Source organism: Solimonas variicoloris DSM 15731, assembly GCF_000382285.1.
Classification (GTDB): domain Bacteria; phylum Pseudomonadota; class Gammaproteobacteria; order Nevskiales; family Nevskiaceae; genus Solimonas; species Solimonas variicoloris.
The window spans coordinates 1-18,076 of sequence record NZ_KB907959.1; the positions used below are offsets into that span (position 1 = coordinate 1).

Here is an 18,076-nt window from a genome sequence, read left to right on the forward strand (position 1 = left end):
TGGAGCCGGTGATCGGGCACCTGAAGGACGACTGCGGACTACGGCGGAACTGGCTCAAAGGATCGGAAGGGGATGTGCTGCATCCGGTGTTGTGTGCCGCCGGCTACAACCTGCGCTGGTTGATGCGGGCCATTGCCCGGTTGGGACTGAAGGCCCTTTTTGCACTCTGGCTTCTGGTCGGGATGCTTGAGCGGGTGGTCAGTGACGAGGGGGGCATGGCCGCCGGGTCGGCGGCTGGCGGCGGTGAATTGAATATTTCAGGACCGACTAACGAAGACCTGCTTGGCGACCGGCATGTCGCCGGTCGGCTGCGGCATGCCGCTGGCCGCGGCCGCCGCGTCGCCCTCTTCGCTGCCCATCTTCTTGGCGCGCTCGGCCTGCTCGGCCTTCAGCTGGTCGGCCGTGGTGATGACGAACACCGTTTCGCCGTACGGGTTGAAGGTGATCGCCGTCTGCGGCAGCGTCAGGTAGTTCTGCGGCTCGCCGATGTTGATCGTGACGTTCGCGTACATGCCCGGCAGCAGCTGGCGCTTGGGATTCTTCAGCGTGGCGCGCACCTGCACGTTGCGCGTGTCGGCATCGACCTTCGGGTCGATCGCCGAGATCGCACCCTTGAACTCCAGATCCGGATAGGTGTCGCTGCGCGCGCTGACGACCTGGCCGACCGCGACCTGCGCGAGCGCCTGCTGCGGCAGCGTGAAGTCGACATAGATCGGGTCGAGCTGCTGCAGCGTGACGATCTTGGTGCCCGGCGCGACGTACTGGCCCGGATCGACGGCACGAATGCCGAGCTGGCCGGCGAACGGCGCGCGGATCGACTTCTTGTCGACCAGCGCCTGCTGTTCGGCGAGCTGCGCCTTCGCGGTCTTGAGGTTGGCGGCGCTGGTGTCGTAGCTGGCCTGGCTGATCGCCTGCGCATCGAGCTGCTGACGGTCACGCTCGGCGATCGTCTGCGCGAGCTCGGCGCTGGCCTTGAGCGACGCCAGCCTGGCGATGTCGTCGGCGGCGCGCAGCTGCACGAGCAGCGTGCCGGCCTTGACCTCCTGACCCGACTGGAAGTGGATGTCCTCGACGATGCCAGCCACTTCGTTCGACAGGTCGGCGCCGCGCACCGCGCGCAGGCTGCCGATCGCGGTCAGCGTCTGCCGCCACGGCTGCTCGCCGACCTTGAGGGTCGAGATCGTCTGCTTCTGGATGCCCATGGCCTTGAAGCCCTGGACCGTCATGTACATCTTGGCGCCCCAGACGCCGGCGACGACGACGACCAGCGCGACCACGACGAGGATGAGTGTTCCCCAGCGTTTCATGTGTTTCCCCAAACCGATGCGTTTTGACTGCGTTATTGCTTCGAAGCGGACACCTGCGGCGATGGCTTGGCGCTACTGCGCCGAGGCCGTCGCCGGCGTCGCGCCGCGGTTCCACCACCCGCCACCGAGCGCCTGGAACAGCGCCGCGGTGTCGCGGAAGCGCGCCGCCTGCGCGCTGATGAAATTGATCTTGGCCTGCTGGTGCTGCTGCTGGGCGACGAGCACGTTGACGTAGCCGACCGCACCGGCGCGATACGAGCGCTGCACCAGATCGAGGTTCTTCTCGGCGCTGCTCAGCGCCGCGTGCCGCGACTGCAGCGCCTGCGCGTCGTTGTCGAGCGCGTGCAGGCTGTCCGAGACGTCGGCGAACGCCTGCAGCACGGTCTGCTGATAGCTCGCCAGCGCCTGATCGTAGGCGGCGACCGCCGCCCGCTTGCGCGCGCGCAGCTCACCGCCGTGGAAAAGCGGCGCGGTGAGACCCGCGGCCACCGACCACACCTCGCTCGCCGACTTGAACAGGTCGGCGTCGCGCGCCGCCTGCGAGCCGTAGCTGCCGCTGATCGTCAGGCTCGGATACAGATTGGCGGTCGCCACGCCGACGTTCGCCGACGCGGTGTGCAGCTGCGCCTCGGCGGCACGGATGTCCGGCCGCTGCTGCGCGAGCTGCGACGGCAGCGACAGCGGAATCTGCTGCGGCAGCTTGAGCTGCGCCAGATCGAGCGCCGCCGCGTCCTGCTCGGACGGCAGGCGACCGAGATAGACGGCGAGCTGGCTGCGCACCTGGGCCAGCTGCTGGCGCAGCGCCGGCAGCGTCGAGCGGATGTCCTCGAGCTGCGTGCGCGAGGACAGCACGTCGGTCAGCGCCACGCCGCCGAGCTCGTACTGCTTCTCGGTGATGCGCAGCTGCTCCTCGAGCGCCTTGACGATGTCCTCGGTCGCCGTCACCTGCTCCTGCAGCGAGGCCTCCTGCACGGTCGCCGCGACCACGTTGGAGGCCAGCGTCAGATAGGTGCCTTCGAGCTGGTACTGCTGATAGTCGGCCTGCGCCGCCTGCGCCTCGACCGAGCGGCGCACGCCGCCGAACAGGTCCAGCGTGTACGAGACGTCGACCGACGCGCCGTACAGGTTGTAGATGTAGTTGGAGCCGGTCGTCGAGCTGAGCGCCTTCTGGCGCGACACCGAGGCGCCGCCGTCGACGCGCGGATAGTAGCCGCCGACCGCGGCGTTGAGATTCTCCTGCGCCTGCCGCAGTGCGGCCTGCGCCGCCACCACCGTCGGGCTGTGCGCAAAGGCCTGTTCGACGCGCTGGCGCACCAGCTCCGAGCCAAACAGCTCCCACCACTGCGCCGGAATCGCCGCGCCCGGCCGCAAGGTCTGCGCCTCGCCGCCCGGCACGCCGGTCGCCGCCGTCTGCGCCGGCAGCGCGTCGGCGGTGTAGCGCTCGGCCTTGGGCGCGTCCGGCGTCTTGAAGTCGGGGCCGACGGCGCAGCCGGCGAGCACGGCGACGGTCACAGCGGTCGCGAGCGCGAGAGGGGTCTTAGCAAATGTACGCATGCAGCACCTCTTTGCAGATTCGTTCGGCCAGCGCGTCGAGCGCGGCGTGATCGGTGGAATCGGCGAGCGGCTTCCAGCCCAGGCCGTTCAGCAGCTCGCTGATGTGACGCAGCATCAAGTGATAGGGCTCGCTGATGCCGTGCTGCTCCAGCAAACCCTTGGTATGCACGATCGAGTGCATGCCGATCGCCAGCGCCCACGGCGCCAGGCAAAACTCGTCCGGACGCAGGCCACGCAGGTCGAGATCGCCGTTGCCGACGGCCTCGTCGATCAGTTCCAGCGTCGCCTGCCGCAGCGGCGCGTTGGCCTCGATGCAGGCCTGACGCCGCGCCGCCGGCGCCGCCGTCCAGACCACCTCGGTAAAGGCGAACTGGAGCAGACGGAAATGTTCCGGACTGCGCCGCGCATACAGCATGTCGGCGACGGCGAAGCCGAGCATCCGGTCGCGCGTGCTCGCCTTCCACTGGGCGACGCGCTGGAACATGTCCACCCGCTCCTGCGCTTCCTCGCTGGCCAGCGCCACGAGCAGGTCTTCCTTGGACACGAAATGCTGGTACAGCGTGCCGACGGCGTAGTCGCACATCTCGGCGACCCGGCTCATCTGCAGATTCAGCAGACCTTCCTGACGGATCAGGTCGCGCGCGGCACCGAGGAAGAGCTGTTCACGCCCCGCCACCTCCCGCCGCCGCCGCTCGCGAGTTCCCATATTCCACGTCCCGAATGAGGCGCGGATTCTGAATTCGATTCAAATTCTGAGCAACTGTCACATTCCTGACAAGCCCGGCCACTCAGCCGACGCGAACCAGACGGGCTGCGAAAAATCCATCGGTATCATGAAGATGCGGCAGCAATCGCAGATAGGGCGAGTCCAGGCGCAGGGCCGGCAGGGCGAGCACGTCGGCGGCCGCTTCGAGCGAAAAATCCAGGTGCTCGCGCAAAAAGGCCTCGACGACGGCCTCGTTCTCGGTGGCGAACACACTGCAGGTTCCATAGACCAGGCGCCCGCCGGGCCGCACGAGGCGCGCCGCGGCAGCGAGGATTTCGCCCTGCTCGCGGGCCAGCGCCGGCAGGTCGAGCGGTCGCAGCCGCAGTTCCGGATTGCGCCGCCAGGTGCCGCTGCCCGAGCACGGCGCATCGACCAGCACCGCGTCGCAGCGGCCGGCATGGCGCGCGCTCCAGTCGTCGTCCGGCAGCGCGCGGGTGCGCACGATCGTCAGGCCGGCCCGTGCCGCACGCGGCGCCAGACGCGCCAGCCGCGCGGCCGACACATCCAGCGCCCACAGCTCGCCGCGATCGCCCATCGCTGCGCCGAGCGCCAGCGTCTTGCCGCCGGCACCGGCGCAGAAATCGACCACGCGTTCGCCGCCGCCCGCGCCGAGCAAGGCGCCGAGCAGCTGGCTGCCCTCGTCCTGCGGCTCAATCCAGCCCTCGCGCCAGGCGCGCGTGTTCTGCAGCGCCGCGCGGCGCGCCAGGCGCAGGCCGGTCGCCGCGTAAGTTGTCGGCTGCGCGACGATGCCGGCTTCCGCCAGCGCGGCTTGCGCCTGCGCGCGCGTCGCCTTCAGCGTGTTGACGCGCAGATCGACCGGCGCCTCGCGATTGAGCGCCTGCGCCAGTTGCCGCGTCGCGGCGGCGCCGTACTGCGCGCACCAGGCATCCCAGACCGGCGCCGGCACGTTGCCGCGCTCGGCCTCGGTCAGCGTCCGCGCATCGAAGGCGTCGCGCCGCGCGATCGCATCGTCGAGCGCCGCACCGGCGACCGCGCGCAGCGCCTCGGCCGAGAGATCCGGCAGCTCGAGCGCGTGCAGCGCCAGCAGCGTCGCCGCCGAGGCCTCGTCACCGGCCATGCGCTGCAGGTGCATCGCGTCGCGCAGCACGCCGTAGACCAGCGCGCCGACCAGCGCGCGGTCACGGCTGCCCATCTCGCGATGCTCGCGGAACCAGGCCTGCAGGCTGGCGTCGGCGTTGCGCCGCTCGGTCCAGACCGCGTCGAGCACGGCGAGCGCCGCGCGCCACTGCGGCGCGCGCAGGCGCCGGGGTTCGGGGGCGGCCGTCACGGACGGCACCGCGGCGGACAGAAAATGACCGTTCGTCGGATCATCGACCACAACCTATTGTGTTGGATAAGGGGCGGTGACACGATCGGTCGTGGCTGGTCGACCGCGTGCCTGGGGGCTCACGGCGCCGCCATATTTCCAAGCTTGAAAGGAGAAGTGCCATGGCTGCCGCGAAGAAAGCGAAGAAAGCTGCTCCGAAGAAAGCTGCGAAGAAAAAGTAAGTTTAAAGGCCCGCAATTTGGGCGCGGCGCCGGACGGCTCCGCGCTCATTTTGTCTGCAACGAACGGCGACGCCTCCCGCGTCGCCGTTTGCGTTTGCGCACTCGAAAGTGCGCGAAGACCCACCGCTCGTCCCGTCGCCGCTCCCTTCCGCTCCGCGCGACTGCCTGGTGCGCTGCACAGGGGGCGGACGCGATGCTAGATTCGCCGCCGAACAACCGAACGCTTTTCCGGGGGGAAAACGCGATGCACAGGACCGCTCTGGTCGTCGACGATTCGAAATCGGCGCGCTTCGCGCTGCGCCGCTATCTGGAAGGCCACGCCTTCAAGGTCGACACCGCCGACAGTGCCCAGCAGGCCTATCTCGCGCTCCAGCAGCAGCGCCCGGATCTGATCTTCCTCGATCACATCATGCCGGGCATCGACGGCTTCGAGGCGCTGCGCCAGCTCAAGCAGGATCCGGAGACCGCGGCGATCCCGATCATCATCTGCTCGTCGAACGAGGGCGAGGCCTTCGTCGCCGAAGCGCGCGAACAGGGCGCCGTCGGCGTGCTGCCGAAGCCGCCGACGCCGGAACTGCTGCAGCGCGTGCTCGCCTCGGTCGAGCAGCAGGCCAGCGAGCAGGCGATCGCGCAAAGTCTGGCCACGGCCGGGCCGGTGGACGAGGCCGGCGATGCGGAAGCGGCCGTGCCGGTGCCGTCCGCCGACTACGGCGCCGAACTCGCCGAACTGCGCGAGGCCCTGCGCGCCACCGAGGCGCGGCTGCCGCCGTCGGAGCAGCTCGCCCAGCTCGAGGCCCGCGTCGGCGAGCTCGAACGCCGCATCGATCAGGAGCTGGTCGCGCTGCGCGGCCAGCTGACGCGCGACATCGAGGAGGTCACGCAGCGCGTGCTCGGCCCGGTGTCCGACGCACTGCTGCGCGCGCTCGGTCGCGCCTGAGCGCACGTCTCTCAGGACGCGCGCGTCAGCACCAGATAGAAGCCGAAGCTGTCGTTGCTGACGACGAGCCGGAACCGGTCCGGCCCGAGGCCCAGCAGGCTGCCAGGATAGTAGGCGCCGAGGCCATCGAGCCGGCCGAGCGCGCATGACGGTTCGAGGCGGACTTCGTAGCCGTTGTGCGCAGGATCCGGAACGCGCGCCGAGCCAGTGTAGCGGCAGCTCGCGCCGTCGTCGCCGCTGATGCTGCCGTCCGCGTCGACGGCCAGCGTCAGCGTCAGGTTCTGACCGTCGACGCTGTAGCTGGCGCTGTAGGTTCCGGCCAGCGTCGCGAGCGCCGCCGGGCGGTCGTAATCGCGGCTGACGGCGTCCAGCGCGTATGAACGCGCGCTGCTGCCGTCATCGAGCGTGCCGGCGATCGACGCATCGGCGAGCTGTCCCTGCAGCGTACCGCGCGCATCGCGCCGGCCGTTGCTGTAGCGATAGAACCCGACCGTGAAACCGCCGTCCGCCGCCGGCAGCAGCGGCGCCGTGCTGATCACGCGATAGACGTCGCCGTCCGTCTCGACGAAACGCGCCTTGCCGTCCGGCGCGACGAGGCCGAACAGCGTTGGCGCGCTGCTGCCGCTGCCGATCTGTCCGTAGTAGATGCCCGCCGCCGTCGACAGCGCGTCGCTGCCGCCGCCGATGCCGCCGGCATGGCCGGGGCCGTCGTCGGAACTGCCGCAGGCGCCGAGCAGCAGAACGGCACCCAGTAGTGGCCAGCGAAACGGCATCGCACACTCCGTCGGGGGAAACCGCCGCATTCTCGGCAGCGGCGGCACGGCCGCGCAAGAGGATGCCGCGTCCAACCTCTGAAAAAGTTCATCCCCCGTCGTGGCGAGGCGCCGCAGGCGACGCCGCGAGCCAGCGGCGCATTGGCTCGCCACGGCCGTGGCGCGGCCCGGCGATGCCGGCGTGTGCAGACCGTCCCTAACGCGCGCGCAGCGCCGCCACCAGCACGGCCAGCCAGCCGGCGAGGAACAGCACGCCGCCGATCGGCGTGACGGCGCCGAGGTCGCGCACGCCGCTGAGCGCGAGGGCGTAGAGACTGCCCGAGAACACCAGCACGCCGAGCGCGAAGCAGACGCCGGCGATCTGCAGCGCGATGCCCGGCTGCGCGCGCAGCCACAGGCCGACCAGCAGCAGCGCCGCGGCATGGTAGAACTGGTACTCGACGCCGGTGTGCCAGATCGCCAGCAGATCCGGCGACAGCCGCGCGCGCAGCGCATGCGCGCCGAACGCGCCGAAGGCGACGCCGAGCAGGCCGTAGACGGCGCCAATGATCAGGAACGCTCTCATGTCGATTCCAGCACGCGGAAACGGATGCCGCGGCGCTGCAGACGCTCGATCAGCGCGTTGCCCATCGCCTGCGCCGGCGTCACGCAGCCGGCGGTACGCGGCAGCTTGTCGAAAGCCAGGCACAGCGCCGACTCGGCGAGCATCTTGGCGGTCTCGCCGTAGCCCGGATCGCCGCCGGACACCTCGCAGCGCACGGTCTTGCCGCCGCCTTCGCCGACGAACAGGATCTTGAACCAGCCCTTGGCGCGCTGCGCCGCGCTCGGGCCCTCGCCCGGCCGGCGCAGCCGCAGCAGGCGCTCGCGGGTCGGCTTGAACTGCGCGCCCAGCATCAGCGCCGCGCTGCCGCCGAGCAGTTCGACGAGCGAGCGCAGGTGCTTGACCTGCAGATAGTGGCCATAGCGGAAATCGGAGCCGTAGCGGTCGATGGCCGCGGCGCTGCGGCGGATGATCTGCGGATCGATGGTCGGCAGCGGCACCGCCCAGGCGCCGATCTCGCGCAGATAGCGCAGGCCGCGATGCAGCGCGCCGACGCGGCGGTCGACCGGCCAGCCTTCACGCTGGCGACGCTCGCGGCGCGTCTTGCCGTACTGGCGCAGCCGCGACATCGCCAGCACCGCCGAATGCAGGGTGCCGCCGGAGAACTGTCCGCCGGCACGCACGAAACCCTGCACGCGCAGCGGCACTTCCTCGGGCAGCTGCTGCACGGTGAACCAGCAGCCGAGATCGTGCGGCACGCTGTCGAAGCCGCAGCAATGGACGATGCGGGCGCCGCTGTCGCGCGCCTCGTCGTGGTACTGCAGCCACATGCGGTCGACGAACTCGGGCTCGCCGGTCAGATCGACGTAATCAGTGCCGGCGGCGGCGCAGGCCGCGACCAGTGGCTCGCCGTGCACGATGTACGGGCCGACCGTGGTGATGACGACGCGCGCCGACTCGGCGACGGCCTTCAGCGACGGCGCGTCGTCGACATCGGCGCTCAGCAGATCGAGTCCGGCGCAGGCCGGATTGAGATCGGCGAGGCGCGCGCGTACCAGCTTGAGCTTGTCCGGCGAGCGCCCGGCGAGCGCCCAGCGCAAGGACTCGCCACCGTTGCAGGCCAGATACTCGGCGGTCAGCTGGCCGGTGAAGCCGGTCGCACCGAACAGCACGATGTCGTATTTGCGGCTTTTCGCCATGCGTTCTCCCCGAATCTTTATGCGGCGATCATAGAGGCGCGCGGCCGGCGACGGTCAAGTCGGCACGGCATGCGCTCAGCGCGCATCGAAGCCGCGCCCGCCGAACTCGACGTCGGTGACGCGTCCGTTGTCGAGGTGGACGATGCGCATGAAGCGGGCGGCGCCGAAGTTGTAGACCCATTCCTCGCGATAGACCGTCTCCCAGCCGCCGTACTCGGCGCGCGGATCGTAGACGCGCGAGTGCCGCTCGACCGGCGCCTGCACCACGTCAGCGGTCTTGGTCACCGGCTCGCCGCATTGCGCGACCAGCCGGTACTTGCTCATGCCGCGCTGGATGCCGCGCTGCGCGCAGTCCTGCGCCGCGTCGGCGGCGAAGCCGTAGCCGTCGGCATCGATGCGCTGCAGGCGGCCGTTGCGGAAGCGCAGCACCCACAGCAGCTGGCTCGAGCCGCGGTTGTAGGTCCATTCCTCGACGGCGCCGAGATAACCCGGCGCCGCGCCGGGCACGCGCCAGACATCGCGGTAATCCGGCTCGCCGCAGACGGCCAGCACCTCGGCGGCGGTCATGTCGACGTTCGCCAGCCGCGAACCGCAGCGCAGGGTGTCGACGGCCAAGGCCGGCGCGGCCGACGCCATCAGCACCGCCGCCAACAGAAGATTGCGCATCATCGTTATCCTTGTCGCCATGGCGAACCCGCCGCGTGACGTCCGGCTGACGGCGTGCCGGCGGCAGCGCCCGGTTTTCGTCCGCGCCCTGAACTCGGCCGGCCACACCGGGTCATTAGACCGCTTTTCCCCAGACCGCTCCATGAACATCCGCCTGCTGCTGAGCCTGCTGTTCCTGATCCTGTCGCCGCTGACGCAGGCGGCGCCGGTCCGCGCCGGCCCGGTCGAGGCCGAGCTGGTCGCCGAACGCGGCGCGCTGGTCGCCGGCCAGACCAACTGGCTCGCGCTGCGCCTCAAGCCGGACCCGCAGTGGCACGTCTACTGGCGCAATCCCGGCGACTCCGGCATTCCGACCAAGCTCGAATGGCGGCTGCCGGCCGGCCTCACGGCCGGCGACATCGTCTGGCCGTACCCGCATGCCGAACGGCTCGGCGATCTCGTCAACTATGGTTACGGCGAAGACACCCTGCACCTGGTGCCGCTGCAGGTCGCGGCCGGCACGCGTGGCGCGCAGACGCTGGCGGCGACCGCGAAGTGGCTGGTCTGCAAGGACATCTGCATCCCCGGCAGCGCCGAGCTCGAGCTGCGGCTCGACGTCGCCGCCGCGGCCGATCCCGATCCGCAGTGGCGCGCCGCCTTCGCGCGCACGCGCGCTGAGCTGCCGCAGGCGGTCGACTGGCCGGCGCAGTTCGCCGTCGCCGGCGACACGGTGTCGCTGCAGGTCCGCGACGCGGCGCTGCGCGACGCGAGCCGGATCGCCTTCTTCCCGTACGCCAGCGACCTCGTCAATCACGCCGCGCCGCAGCGCCTCGCGCACGACGGCGACAGTCTGCGCCTGAGCCAGGCGGCGAGCGCCTATTTCGTCGAGGCGCCGGCGCAGGTCGACGGCGTGCTGGTCGTCAGCCACGGCGAGCGCACGCAGGCCTACGAAATCCACGCCGCGCCGGGTGCGGTCGCCGCGGTGCCCGTCGGCACGCCGGCGCCGGCCACCGCCGGAGCCAGCGTCGGCCTGCCGCCCGACGCCGCTGCGCTCGCCGGCGCCGACGGCGGCGCGCCGCTGAGCTTGGTCGCGGCGCTGGGCCTGGCGCTGCTCGGCGGCCTGATCCTGAATCTGATGCCCTGCGTGTTCCCGGTGCTGTCGCTCAAGGCGCTGTCGCTGGCCCGCGCCGGTCATGAGGGTCAGCGCGCCCAGTCGCTCGCCTACAGCGCCGGCGTGGTGCTGTCGTGCCTGGCCGCGGCGATCGCGATCCTGCTGCTGCAGCGCGCCGGGCAGGCGGTCGGCTGGGGCTTCCAGCTGCAGTCGCCGGTGTTCGTCGGCCTGCTCGCGTACCTGCTGTTCGCGCTCGGCCTGTCGCTGTCCGGCGTCGCCCAGTTCGGCACGCGCCTGATGAATCTCGGCCAGGGACTGACCGAGCAGAAGGGTCTGGCCGGCGCGTTCTTCACCGGCGTGCTGGCGGTGGTCGTCGCCAGCCCCTGCACGGCGCCGTTCATGGGCGCCGCGATCGGCTACGCGATGCTGCAGCCGCCGGCCTACGCGCTGGCGATCTTCGCGGCGCTCGGCCTGGGCCTGGCACTGCCGTTCCTCGTCATCGGCTTCGTGCCGGCGGCGGCGCGCCTGCTGCCGCGGCCCGGCGCCTGGATGGAACGCTTCAAGCAGCTGATGGCCTTCCCGCTGTATCTGTCGGTGGTCTGGCTGGTCTGGGTCGTCGCCCGCCAGCTCGACGTCAGCGCCGGCGCGCAGCTGCTCGTCGGTCTGGTGCTGATCGCCTTCGTGCTGTGGCTGTGGGCTGCGCACGGACTGGTCGCCGCGCTCGCCAAGCTGCTCGCCGCGGCGCTCGCGCTGGGCCTGCTGGTGACGCTGCCGCAGGGCTCCGAACGCGCGCCGGCCGACGGCGCCGCCGTGGTCGGCGAACTGCGCAGCGAGCCCTGGTCGACGCAGCGCGTCGCCGAACTGCGCGCCGAAGGCCGCACGGTCTTCGTCGACTTCACCGCCGACTGGTGCCTCAGCTGCAAGGTCAACGAACGCGTCGCGCTGCGCTCATCGAAAGTGATCCAGCGCTTCCAGGAACGCGAGGTCGCGGTGCTGGTCGCCGACTGGACGCGCGCCGATCCGGCGATCACCGCCGAGCTGGCCCGCTTCGGCCGCAACGGCGTGCCGCTGTATCTGGTCTACGTGCGCGGCGGCGAGCCGAAGATCCTGCCGCAGCTGCTGACGCCGGAGCTCGTCGCCGCCGCCGTCGAATGATCGCTCGCCACGCCCGGAGTCCGGCCATGCGCCTCGCTGCCCTGCTGTCCGCCGCCGCCCTGCTGCTCGGCAGCGCCGCCGACGCCGTGCCGAAAGTCGGCAGCCCGGCGCCCGCCTTCAGCGCCACCGACAGTGCCGGCCAGGCGGTGACGCTGTCCGCCTATCGCGGCCGGTTCGTCGTGCTGGAATGGACCAACGCCGGCTGCCCGTTCGTGCAGAAGCACTACCAGGGCAATATGCAGGCGCTGCAGAAGGAGGCGACCGCACAGGGCGCGGCCTGGCTCAGCGTGATTTCGTCGGCACCCGGCAAACAGGGCCACGTCAGCGGCGCCGAGGCCGACGCACTGACCCGGCAGCGCGGCGCGGCACCGAGCAAGGTGCTGCTCGACCCGTCGGGGACGCTCGGCCGTCTCTACGCCGCCAAGACCACGCCGCACCTGTTCATCGTCGATCCACACGGCACGCTGATCTACGCCGGCGGCATCGACAGCATCGCCAGCGCCGACGTCGATGACATCGCCAGGGCCAAGCCGTACGTGAAGATCGCGCTCGCCGAGGCGATGGCCGGCCTGCCGGTCAGCGAGCCGGTGACCCCACCCTACGGCTGCTCGGTGAAGTACTGACAGCCCGTCGCGCCGCCTCCCGGCCGGCCTGACGCCCGCCCTTGTCGCCGGGGCTCGCTCTGCGTCAGGCAGCCGGGCCGACACGCGCCGGCGCGCGCAGCGGCGCGCAGACCAGATACGCGAGCGCCGCGGCCGCCAGCGAGGCGAGGTACGGATACGACCAGCCGAGCAGGTGCTCGCCGACGACGTAGACGCCGACGCTGGCGAGCAGCGCCGCGACCGCGCTCGGCGCACCGCCGAAACGCGGCAGCCACAGCGCCGCCAGCATCATCACGAACACGCCCGACGAGCCGAGCCCGGACGCTTCCTCGACCAGCGCGTACATGCTGTCGGAGGCGAGCGCGATGAGGTACGCGAGCGTGCCGAACACCACCACCGCGATGCGGTTGAAGCGCAGGCGCTGCGCTTCGTTCGGCGCGCGGCCGCGCCAGCGCGTCAGCAGCGGCGCGGCGAGGTTGTGCGCCGCCAGCGAGCCGACCACCAGCAGCGTGCCGGACAGCGTCGACAGGATCGCCGAGACCAGCGCACCGAGGAACAGGATGTAGAGCGGCAGCGGCAGATGCGTTTGCGCGAGGCGCGACAGCAGCTGCTCGGGCTCGAGGCCGTCGCCGAGCGTGGCGGCGGCGCCGAGCCCGAGCAGCACCGGCACGATGCCGACCGACAGGTACAGCAGCGCGCCGGCGAGCGTCGCGCCGCGCGCCAGCGCCGGGCTGCGCATCGCCAGGAAGCGCGCGACCAGCTCCTGCGCGGCGATGGTGCCGAAGATCGGCACCGCCAGTGCCTCGATGAGCGGCCGCGACGGTTCGTCGGGGTCGAGCGCACCGATGCCGCCGAGCGACAGCTGCGCGAGCCCGCCGTCGTGCGCGAACACCAGGCCGATCGCCAGCACGCCGGCGATCAGCACCAGGCCCTGCACGAGATCGGTCCACGAATCCGCCCACATGCCGCCGATCGCGGTATAGGCGACGACGACCACGGCCGCCAGCGTGGTCGCCGCGAACACGCCGAGATCGCCGGTCGAAGCCAGCACCTGGCCGAAGGCGCGCACCTGCGCGGCGGCCCACAGCAGCGAGCCCGGGATCATCACCAGCGCAGCGAAGCGCTCGACGCCGCCGCCGTAGCGCTGGCGGAACAGATCGGCGAGCGTGACCAGGCCGCGTCGCCACAGCGTCGCCGCGAAGAACAGCCCGGCGGCGGCGAGGCCGAGGGCATAACCGAACGGATCGGCGGCGACTGCGCGCAGGCCGCCGCGGTAAGCCTCGCCGGCGGCACCGATGCAGGTCTCGGCGCCGAACCAGGTCGCGAACACGCCGAAGGTCGCCAGCCACGGTCCGAGGCTGCGGCCGGCGAGCAGATAGTCCGACTCGCCGGCGACGCGCCGCGTCGCGACCAGCGCCACCAGCACCTGCAGCGCGATGTAAGCCAGCACCGCGAACAACACCAGATTCACGTGTTCCTCCCCTTGCCCCTGCCAGGCGCGCGCCGGGCGAAAACCCGGGCTGGGCGCCGTGCCCGCGCGGCGTTAGGCTCTGCGCCCCGCATCCAGGAACGCATGCCATGATCCGTCTCGCCCTTCACGGCGGCGCCGGCGAACTCGACGACGGCGCCGACACGCGCGAACAGCGCGCCGCGCTGCAGCGCATCGCCGCCGAGGGCCTGCAAATGCTGCGCCACGGCGGCAGCAGCCTCGACGTCGTCGAGCGCATGGTGATCCGCCTCGAGGAATGTCCGTTGTTCAATGCCGGCGTCGGCGGCGTGCTCAACCGCGACGGCCTGCCCGAGCTCGACGCGGCGATCATGGACGGCCGCGATCGCGCCTGCGGTGCCGTCGCCGGCGTCTCGCACTCGAAGAGTCCGGTGCGCCTGGCGCGCGCGGTGATGGAGCGCTCGCCGCACGTGATGTTCATGGGCGCCGGCGCCGACGCGCTGAATGCCGAACTCGGCCTCGATGTGGTCGCGCCCGACTACTTCATCACCGATCTGCGCCGCCGCCAGCTGCGCAAGGCGCAGACCCACCAGGTCATCGTCCTCGATCACGACTCGGCCTACGACGATCCGCCGCCGGCCGCCGGCGGCGGCTTCGGCACGGTCGGCGCCGTGGCGCTCGACGCGCACGGACACCTCGCCGCGGCAACCAGCACCGGCGGCCTCACCAACAAGCATCCGGGCCGCATCGGCGACACGCCGGTGATCGGCGCCGGCACCTTCGCCGACGACCGCAGCGCGGCGATCTCCTGCACCGGCACCGGCGAGGCCTTCATCCGCGCCGGCTTCGGCTTCGACGTCGACGCGCAGATGCACTACGCCGGCGCCGCGCTGGCCGACGCCTGCGCGCGCAGCCTGGCGCGCGTCGCCGCGTATGGCGGCCGCGGCGGCTGCATCGCGATCGACCGCGGCGGCCACATCGCACTGCCGTTCAACTCGCGCGCGATGTTCCGCGCCTGGACCGGCGACGACGGCGCGATCCACGTCGCGGTCGGTACAAGCTGAAGCCGGCGGCATCGCTACAGCGCGTAGCGCGGCACTGGCTCGCTGAAGCCCTTGACGACGATCGCCTCGCGCGCCTGCAGCAGCTCGCCGCCGGCCAGATCGGCGGTCCGCTCGTCGACCAGAATCTCGCCGTTGGCGGCCTGCTCGCAGAGCCGCGAGGCGAGATTCACCGTCGAGCCGACCGCGGTGTATTCGAGCCGGGAGGCCGAGCCGATGACGCCGATCGTGACCATGCCGGTCGCCACGCCGATGCCGATGCCGAGCGGATGCTCGGGCGTGCTCCAGCGCTGCGTCAGCGCCAGCCCCGCGTCGCGGATGCGCTGCGCCATTTCCAGCGCGCGCTGCGCGTGGTACGGCACCGGCAGCGGCGCGCCGACCAGGATCAGGATGCCGTCGCCGGCGAAGTCCTTGATCGTCGCGCCGTACGCGGACACCACCTCGCCGACCGCGTCGTAGTACTCGCGCAGGACCTGCAGCACGCGCGAAGAAGGCATAGCCGCTGCGTACGGCGTGAAGCGGCGCAGGTCGCAGCAGACCACGGTGATCTCGCGCTGGCTCTCCTGCATCGCCCGCGCCAGGCCCTGCTCGGCGACCAGCTGGGCGACCTGCGGCGACAGGAAGCGCGACATGAACTGGCCGCGCTGGCCCTGCAGCACGTGGTAGTGCGTCGAGCCGATGAAGAAGATGATCTCGCCGATCACCACCGACACCGCGGCGGCGTCGACCGGCAGCACGAAGCTGATGACGAGGAACGGCACGGCGATCGCCATCGCCAGCACGCGCGTGGTCTCGGCGCGGTCGGGACGGCGGTTGAGCAGCAGCAGGATACCGATCAGGCCGGACAGCACCGCGTACAGCAGCGGCGCCGCGAACAGCCAGAAACCGCCGGTCGCGAACATCGCCGGGTTGGCGCCGGCGCGCAGGAAGTGCGTCATGCGCACGTCCGGCCACAACAGCGAAGCCAGGCCGTAGAGTGCGCCGGCCGCCTGCCCTGAGCGCAGCACGCGATCGCCGAAGCGGGTGTCGAGTTCGAAGTTGACCGGCACCGTGCGGCGCACGCGGATCACCCATTCGAGCATCGCCACCGTCGCCGCCGCCTCCGGCAGCGCGAACCACGCCGTCCACGCGGGCAGCTCGGCGTGCGTGTTGGTCCAGACCAGGTTCAGGTAGATCGAGATGCCGACATAGGCGTAGGTCGCCGCCAGCGCGCGCGAGGTCGGCGACTTGCGGTCGGCCGAGATGAAGGCCAGCCCCATGCCGAGCGCGACCAGCGCGACGACGGTGTGGGCGACCATCGCGCCATCCATCACGTGCCGGTTCTCCGCGCCTCGGCCGGGGCCGGCTCGCGGTCCTCGGCGAACAGCTGCTCGAGCTCGCGGGCCGCGTCGGCGGTGGTCTGCTGCATCTTCTGCACGTCACCGCGCGGCAGCGCGAACTGGCGCGCGAGCAATTCATCGTCGTGGCGCCGGAACAGCTCGACGGCGCGATTGGCCGCTTCGTCACTGTCGCCGAGACCTTCCAGCACGCGCCGCGTCATTTCGAGCGACGAGTAGTAGCTGCGGCGGATGACGTCCTGCGGATCGATGCCGAGCGCCATCAGCTGCAGCGCGTGCTGGCGATTGACCGCGGCGGCGAAGATGCGCAACTGCGGAAAGTTGCGGCGCGCGGTTTCGGCGGTGCGCAGCGAGGCCTCGACGTCCGGGATCGCCAGCACCAGCAGCCGCGCCTTGTCGGCATGCGCGGCGCGCAGCAGGTCGAGCCGGCTGGCGTCGCCGTAGAAGATCTTGTTGCCGAACTGGCGCACGAAGTCGACGTGCGCGAAATCCTTGTCGAGCACGGTGAACGGAATGCGCTTGACGCGCAGGATGCGCGCGACGATCTGCCCGAACGGGCCGAAGCCGGCGATCAGCACCTCGTGCTCGTCGGTGCGGATCTCGTCGTACGGCCGCGCCTCCTTGCGCCGGCGCAGGCGCGCCTGCAGCGCGACCAGCGGCGGCGTGGCGATCATCGACAGGGTGACGACCAGCACCAGCGTCGCCGACAGCTCGGCGCTCATCACGCCGGCGGCGACCGCCGCCGAGAACAGCACGAACGCGAACTCGCCGCCCTGCGCCAGCGAAGCCGCCAGCGCGCCGGCATCGTCGCCGTTCATGCCTTCGATGCGGCCGACGCCCCACAGCACCGCGGCCTTGATCGCCAGCAGCACGAGGACCAGCGCGAGGATCTGCAGCGGCTGCGAGAAGAGTTCCTGGACGTCGGCGGACATGCCGACGGCGATGAAGAACAGGCCGAGCAGCAGGCCCTTGAACGGTTCGATGTCGGCCTGCAGCTCGTGGCGGAACTCGGATTCGGACAGCAGCACGCCGGCCAGGAAGGCGCCGAGCGACATCGACAGGCCGACCGCGTTCATCGCCAGCGCGGTGCCGATCACGATCAGCAGCGCCGCGGCGGTGAACAGCTCCGGCGTCTCGGCGGCGGCGACGCGGCGCATCACCGGACGCACCGCGTAGCGTCCGCCGAGCACGACCAGGAAGAACATGCCGAGCGTCTTCAGCGCGTCGATCCAGCCGTGCCCGCCAAGCTCGTCGCCATTGCCGGCGAGCAGCGGGATCAGCGCCAGGAACGGAATCACGCTGAGGTCCTGGAACAGCAGGATCGAGAACGCCAGGCGGCCGTGGCGCGTGGTCAGCTCGCGGCGCTCGGCGAGCAGCTGCAGCACCATCGCCGTCGACGACGTCGCCAGACCGAAGGCCGCGACCAGCGCGGTGCGCCCGTCGAGCCCGAGCCCGAGGCCGACGAGGCCGAGCCCCGCCGTGCTGAGCAGGACCTGCGCGCCACCGAGGCCGAACACCGCGCGCCGCATCGCCCAGAGGCGGCTCGGCTCCAGCTCGAGCCCGATGATGAACATCAGCAGGATGACGCCGTATTCCGCGAAGTGCAGCACGCGTTCGGGCTCGCCGATCACGCCGAGCGTGGACGGGCCGATGATGATGCCGGCGGCGACGTAGCCGAGCACGGCACCCAGGCCGAGCTTGCGGAACAGAGGCACGAACAGCACCGCTGCCGCCAGAAACAGGGCGATATCACCGAGCACCGCCAACTCCCAGATTCATCTATTTCCTTTCAATTTATAAACTTATGGAGATTTCCAAAGCGTTACTTCACAACGTGATTAGGCCCGAATCGCAGCTGGGCTCAGGTACTGAGCCTGTTGATGCGGAAGATATCGGCATGGTTCTGAAGGAGTCGTGCGATGTCGATGAATCGGGTTCAGTTTCAGAAAGGGCTGTCGCTGGGCGAGTTCATGAAACGCTACGGCAGCGAGGCGCAGTGCATTGCGGCACTGAAGCAGTCGCGCTGGCCGGATGGCTTCGTGTGTCCGGCCTGCGGGGACACCCGGCACAGCGTGTTTGAGCGCGACGCGCGTGAGCACTTCCAGTGCTGCCGCTGCCGGCAGCAGACGACG

The 18,076-nt window shown here is 70.8% G+C and carries 16 protein-coding genes; 5 read left to right on the plus strand and 11 right to left on the minus strand.

The annotated features are described in order from the left end of the window. Positions 1-257 precede the first annotated feature (257 nt). The 4 genes from H149_RS0118650 to H149_RS0118665 form a co-directional block, all read right to left on the minus strand. Positions 258-1,307: an efflux RND transporter periplasmic adaptor subunit gene (locus H149_RS0118650; protein ID WP_020651283.1), complete on the minus strand. Its 1,050-nt coding sequence runs from the start codon at positions 1,305-1,307 to the stop codon at positions 258-260. A gap of 72 nt (positions 1,308-1,379) precedes the next feature. Continuing rightward, positions 1,380-2,861 (minus strand): efflux transporter outer membrane subunit, encoded by a 1,482-nt coding sequence (locus H149_RS0118655; protein ID WP_051101907.1) that lies wholly within the window; start codon positions 2,859-2,861, stop codon positions 1,380-1,382. Next, the gene (locus H149_RS0118660; protein WP_020651285.1) at positions 2,845-3,537 is read right to left on the minus strand and encodes a TetR/AcrR family transcriptional regulator; all 693 of its coding nucleotides are present in this window, start codon (positions 3,535-3,537) and stop codon (positions 2,845-2,847) included. Before H149_RS0118660 ends, H149_RS0118655 begins: the two co-directional genes overlap by 17 nt. A gap of 112 nt (positions 3,538-3,649) precedes the next feature. Further along, on the minus strand, positions 3,650-4,915 hold the full coding sequence (locus H149_RS0118665) for an RsmB/NOP family class I SAM-dependent RNA methyltransferase (protein WP_169518379.1): 1,266 nt from the start codon (positions 4,913-4,915) through the stop codon (positions 3,650-3,652). A gap of 465 nt (positions 4,916-5,380) precedes the next feature. On the opposite strand from H149_RS0118665, the gene H149_RS23695 reads away from it, so the two are divergent. Then, on the plus strand, positions 5,381-6,073 hold the full coding sequence (locus H149_RS23695; RefSeq protein ID WP_020651287.1) for a response regulator: 693 nt from the start codon (positions 5,381-5,383) through the stop codon (positions 6,071-6,073). An 11-nt stretch (positions 6,074-6,084) separates the two neighbouring features. Here H149_RS23695 and H149_RS0118675 read toward each other — a convergent pair whose 3' ends face one another. The 4 genes from H149_RS0118675 to H149_RS0118690 form a co-directional block, all read right to left on the minus strand. After that, on the minus strand, positions 6,085-6,846 hold the full coding sequence (locus tag H149_RS0118675; protein WP_020651288.1) for a hypothetical protein: 762 nt from the start codon (positions 6,844-6,846) through the stop codon (positions 6,085-6,087). Positions 6,847-7,042: 196 nt separating this feature from the next. Continuing rightward, positions 7,043-7,411 carry a DUF423 domain-containing protein gene (locus H149_RS0118680; RefSeq protein ID WP_020651289.1) on the minus strand — a complete coding sequence of 123 codons (369 nt, stop codon included), beginning with the start codon at positions 7,409-7,411 and terminating at the stop codon, positions 7,043-7,045. After that, complete coding sequence (locus tag H149_RS0118685; protein WP_020651290.1) at positions 7,408-8,586, minus strand: saccharopine dehydrogenase family protein; 1,179 nt, start codon at positions 8,584-8,586, stop codon at positions 7,408-7,410. Before H149_RS0118685 ends, H149_RS0118680 begins: the two co-directional genes overlap by 4 nt. A 75-nt stretch (positions 8,587-8,661) precedes the next feature. Next, on the minus strand, positions 8,662-9,252 hold the full coding sequence (locus tag H149_RS0118690; protein WP_026353318.1) for a DUF2845 domain-containing protein: 591 nt from the start codon (positions 9,250-9,252) through the stop codon (positions 8,662-8,664). A 142-nt stretch (positions 9,253-9,394) separates the two neighbouring features. Here H149_RS0118690 and H149_RS0118695 point away from each other — a divergent pair, with 142 nt between their 5' ends. Continuing rightward, complete coding sequence (locus H149_RS0118695; protein ID WP_020651292.1) at positions 9,395-11,497, plus strand: protein-disulfide reductase DsbD family protein; 2,103 nt, start codon at positions 9,395-9,397, stop codon at positions 11,495-11,497. 26 nt (positions 11,498-11,523) lie between these two features. Then, positions 11,524-12,120 carry a redoxin domain-containing protein gene (locus tag H149_RS0118700; RefSeq protein WP_020651293.1) on the plus strand — a complete coding sequence of 199 codons (597 nt, stop codon included), beginning with the start codon at positions 11,524-11,526 and terminating at the stop codon, positions 12,118-12,120. A 64-nt stretch (positions 12,121-12,184) separates the two neighbouring features. On the opposite strand, the gene H149_RS0118705 is transcribed toward H149_RS0118700, so the two are convergent. After that, positions 12,185-13,570 carry a sodium:solute symporter family transporter gene (locus H149_RS0118705; protein ID WP_039749514.1) on the minus strand — a complete coding sequence of 462 codons (1,386 nt, stop codon included), beginning with the start codon at positions 13,568-13,570 and terminating at the stop codon, positions 12,185-12,187. Between the two features lie 107 nt (positions 13,571-13,677). On the opposite strand from H149_RS0118705, the gene H149_RS0118710 reads away from it, so the two are divergent. After that, positions 13,678-14,610: an isoaspartyl peptidase/L-asparaginase family protein gene (locus H149_RS0118710; protein WP_020651295.1), complete on the plus strand. Its 933-nt coding sequence runs from the start codon at positions 13,678-13,680 to the stop codon at positions 14,608-14,610. 14 nt (positions 14,611-14,624) lie between these two features. On the opposite strand, the gene H149_RS0118715 is transcribed toward H149_RS0118710, so the two are convergent. Both H149_RS0118715 and H149_RS0118720 read right to left on the minus strand, forming a co-directional pair. After that, positions 14,625-15,905, minus strand: a complete 1,281-nt coding sequence (locus H149_RS0118715) for an adenylate/guanylate cyclase domain-containing protein (protein WP_245540551.1) — start codon at positions 15,903-15,905, stop codon at positions 14,625-14,627. Between the two features lie 11 nt (positions 15,906-15,916). Then, positions 15,917-17,710, minus strand: a complete 1,794-nt coding sequence (locus tag H149_RS0118720; RefSeq protein WP_020651297.1) for a monovalent cation:proton antiporter-2 (CPA2) family protein — start codon at positions 17,708-17,710, stop codon at positions 15,917-15,919. A 153-nt stretch (positions 17,711-17,863) separates the two neighbouring features. Between H149_RS0118720 and H149_RS21750 the strand changes: the two genes are divergently transcribed. Continuing rightward, the coding region (locus H149_RS21750) for a transposase (protein ID WP_020651298.1) at positions 17,864-18,076 on the plus strand (213 nt) is incomplete at its 3' end.

What these genes read in the sequence shown, in the direction of transcription:
- H149_RS0118650 (WP_020651283.1), bottom strand. Translation starts at nt 1,307, where the DNA reads ATGAAACGCTGGGGAACACTCATCCTCGTCGTGGTCGCGCTGGTCGTC.
- H149_RS0118655 (WP_051101907.1), bottom strand. Translation starts at nt 2,861, where the DNA reads ATGCGTACATTTGCTAAGACCCCTCTCGCGCTCGCGACCGCTGTGACC.
- H149_RS23695 (WP_020651287.1), top strand. Translation starts at nt 5,381, where the DNA reads ATGCACAGGACCGCTCTGGTCGTCGACGATTCGAAATCGGCGCGCTTC.
- H149_RS0118675 (WP_020651288.1), bottom strand. Translation starts at nt 6,846, where the DNA reads ATGCCGTTTCGCTGGCCACTACTGGGTGCCGTTCTGCTGCTCGGCGCC.
- H149_RS0118680 (WP_020651289.1), bottom strand. Translation starts at nt 7,411, where the DNA reads ATGAGAGCGTTCCTGATCATTGGCGCCGTCTACGGCCTGCTCGGCGTC.
- H149_RS0118685 (WP_020651290.1), bottom strand. Translation starts at nt 8,586, where the DNA reads ATGGCGAAAAGCCGCAAATACGACATCGTGCTGTTCGGTGCGACCGGC.
- H149_RS0118690 (WP_026353318.1), bottom strand. Translation starts at nt 9,252, where the DNA reads ATGCGCAATCTTCTGTTGGCGGCGGTGCTGATGGCGTCGGCCGCGCCG.
- H149_RS0118695 (WP_020651292.1), top strand. Translation starts at nt 9,395, where the DNA reads ATGAACATCCGCCTGCTGCTGAGCCTGCTGTTCCTGATCCTGTCGCCG.
- H149_RS0118700 (WP_020651293.1), top strand. Translation starts at nt 11,524, where the DNA reads ATGCGCCTCGCTGCCCTGCTGTCCGCCGCCGCCCTGCTGCTCGGCAGC.
- H149_RS0118710 (WP_020651295.1), top strand. Translation starts at nt 13,678, where the DNA reads ATGATCCGTCTCGCCCTTCACGGCGGCGCCGGCGAACTCGACGACGGC.
- H149_RS0118715 (WP_245540551.1), bottom strand. Translation starts at nt 15,905, where the DNA reads ATGGTCGCCCACACCGTCGTCGCGCTGGTCGCGCTCGGCATGGGGCTG.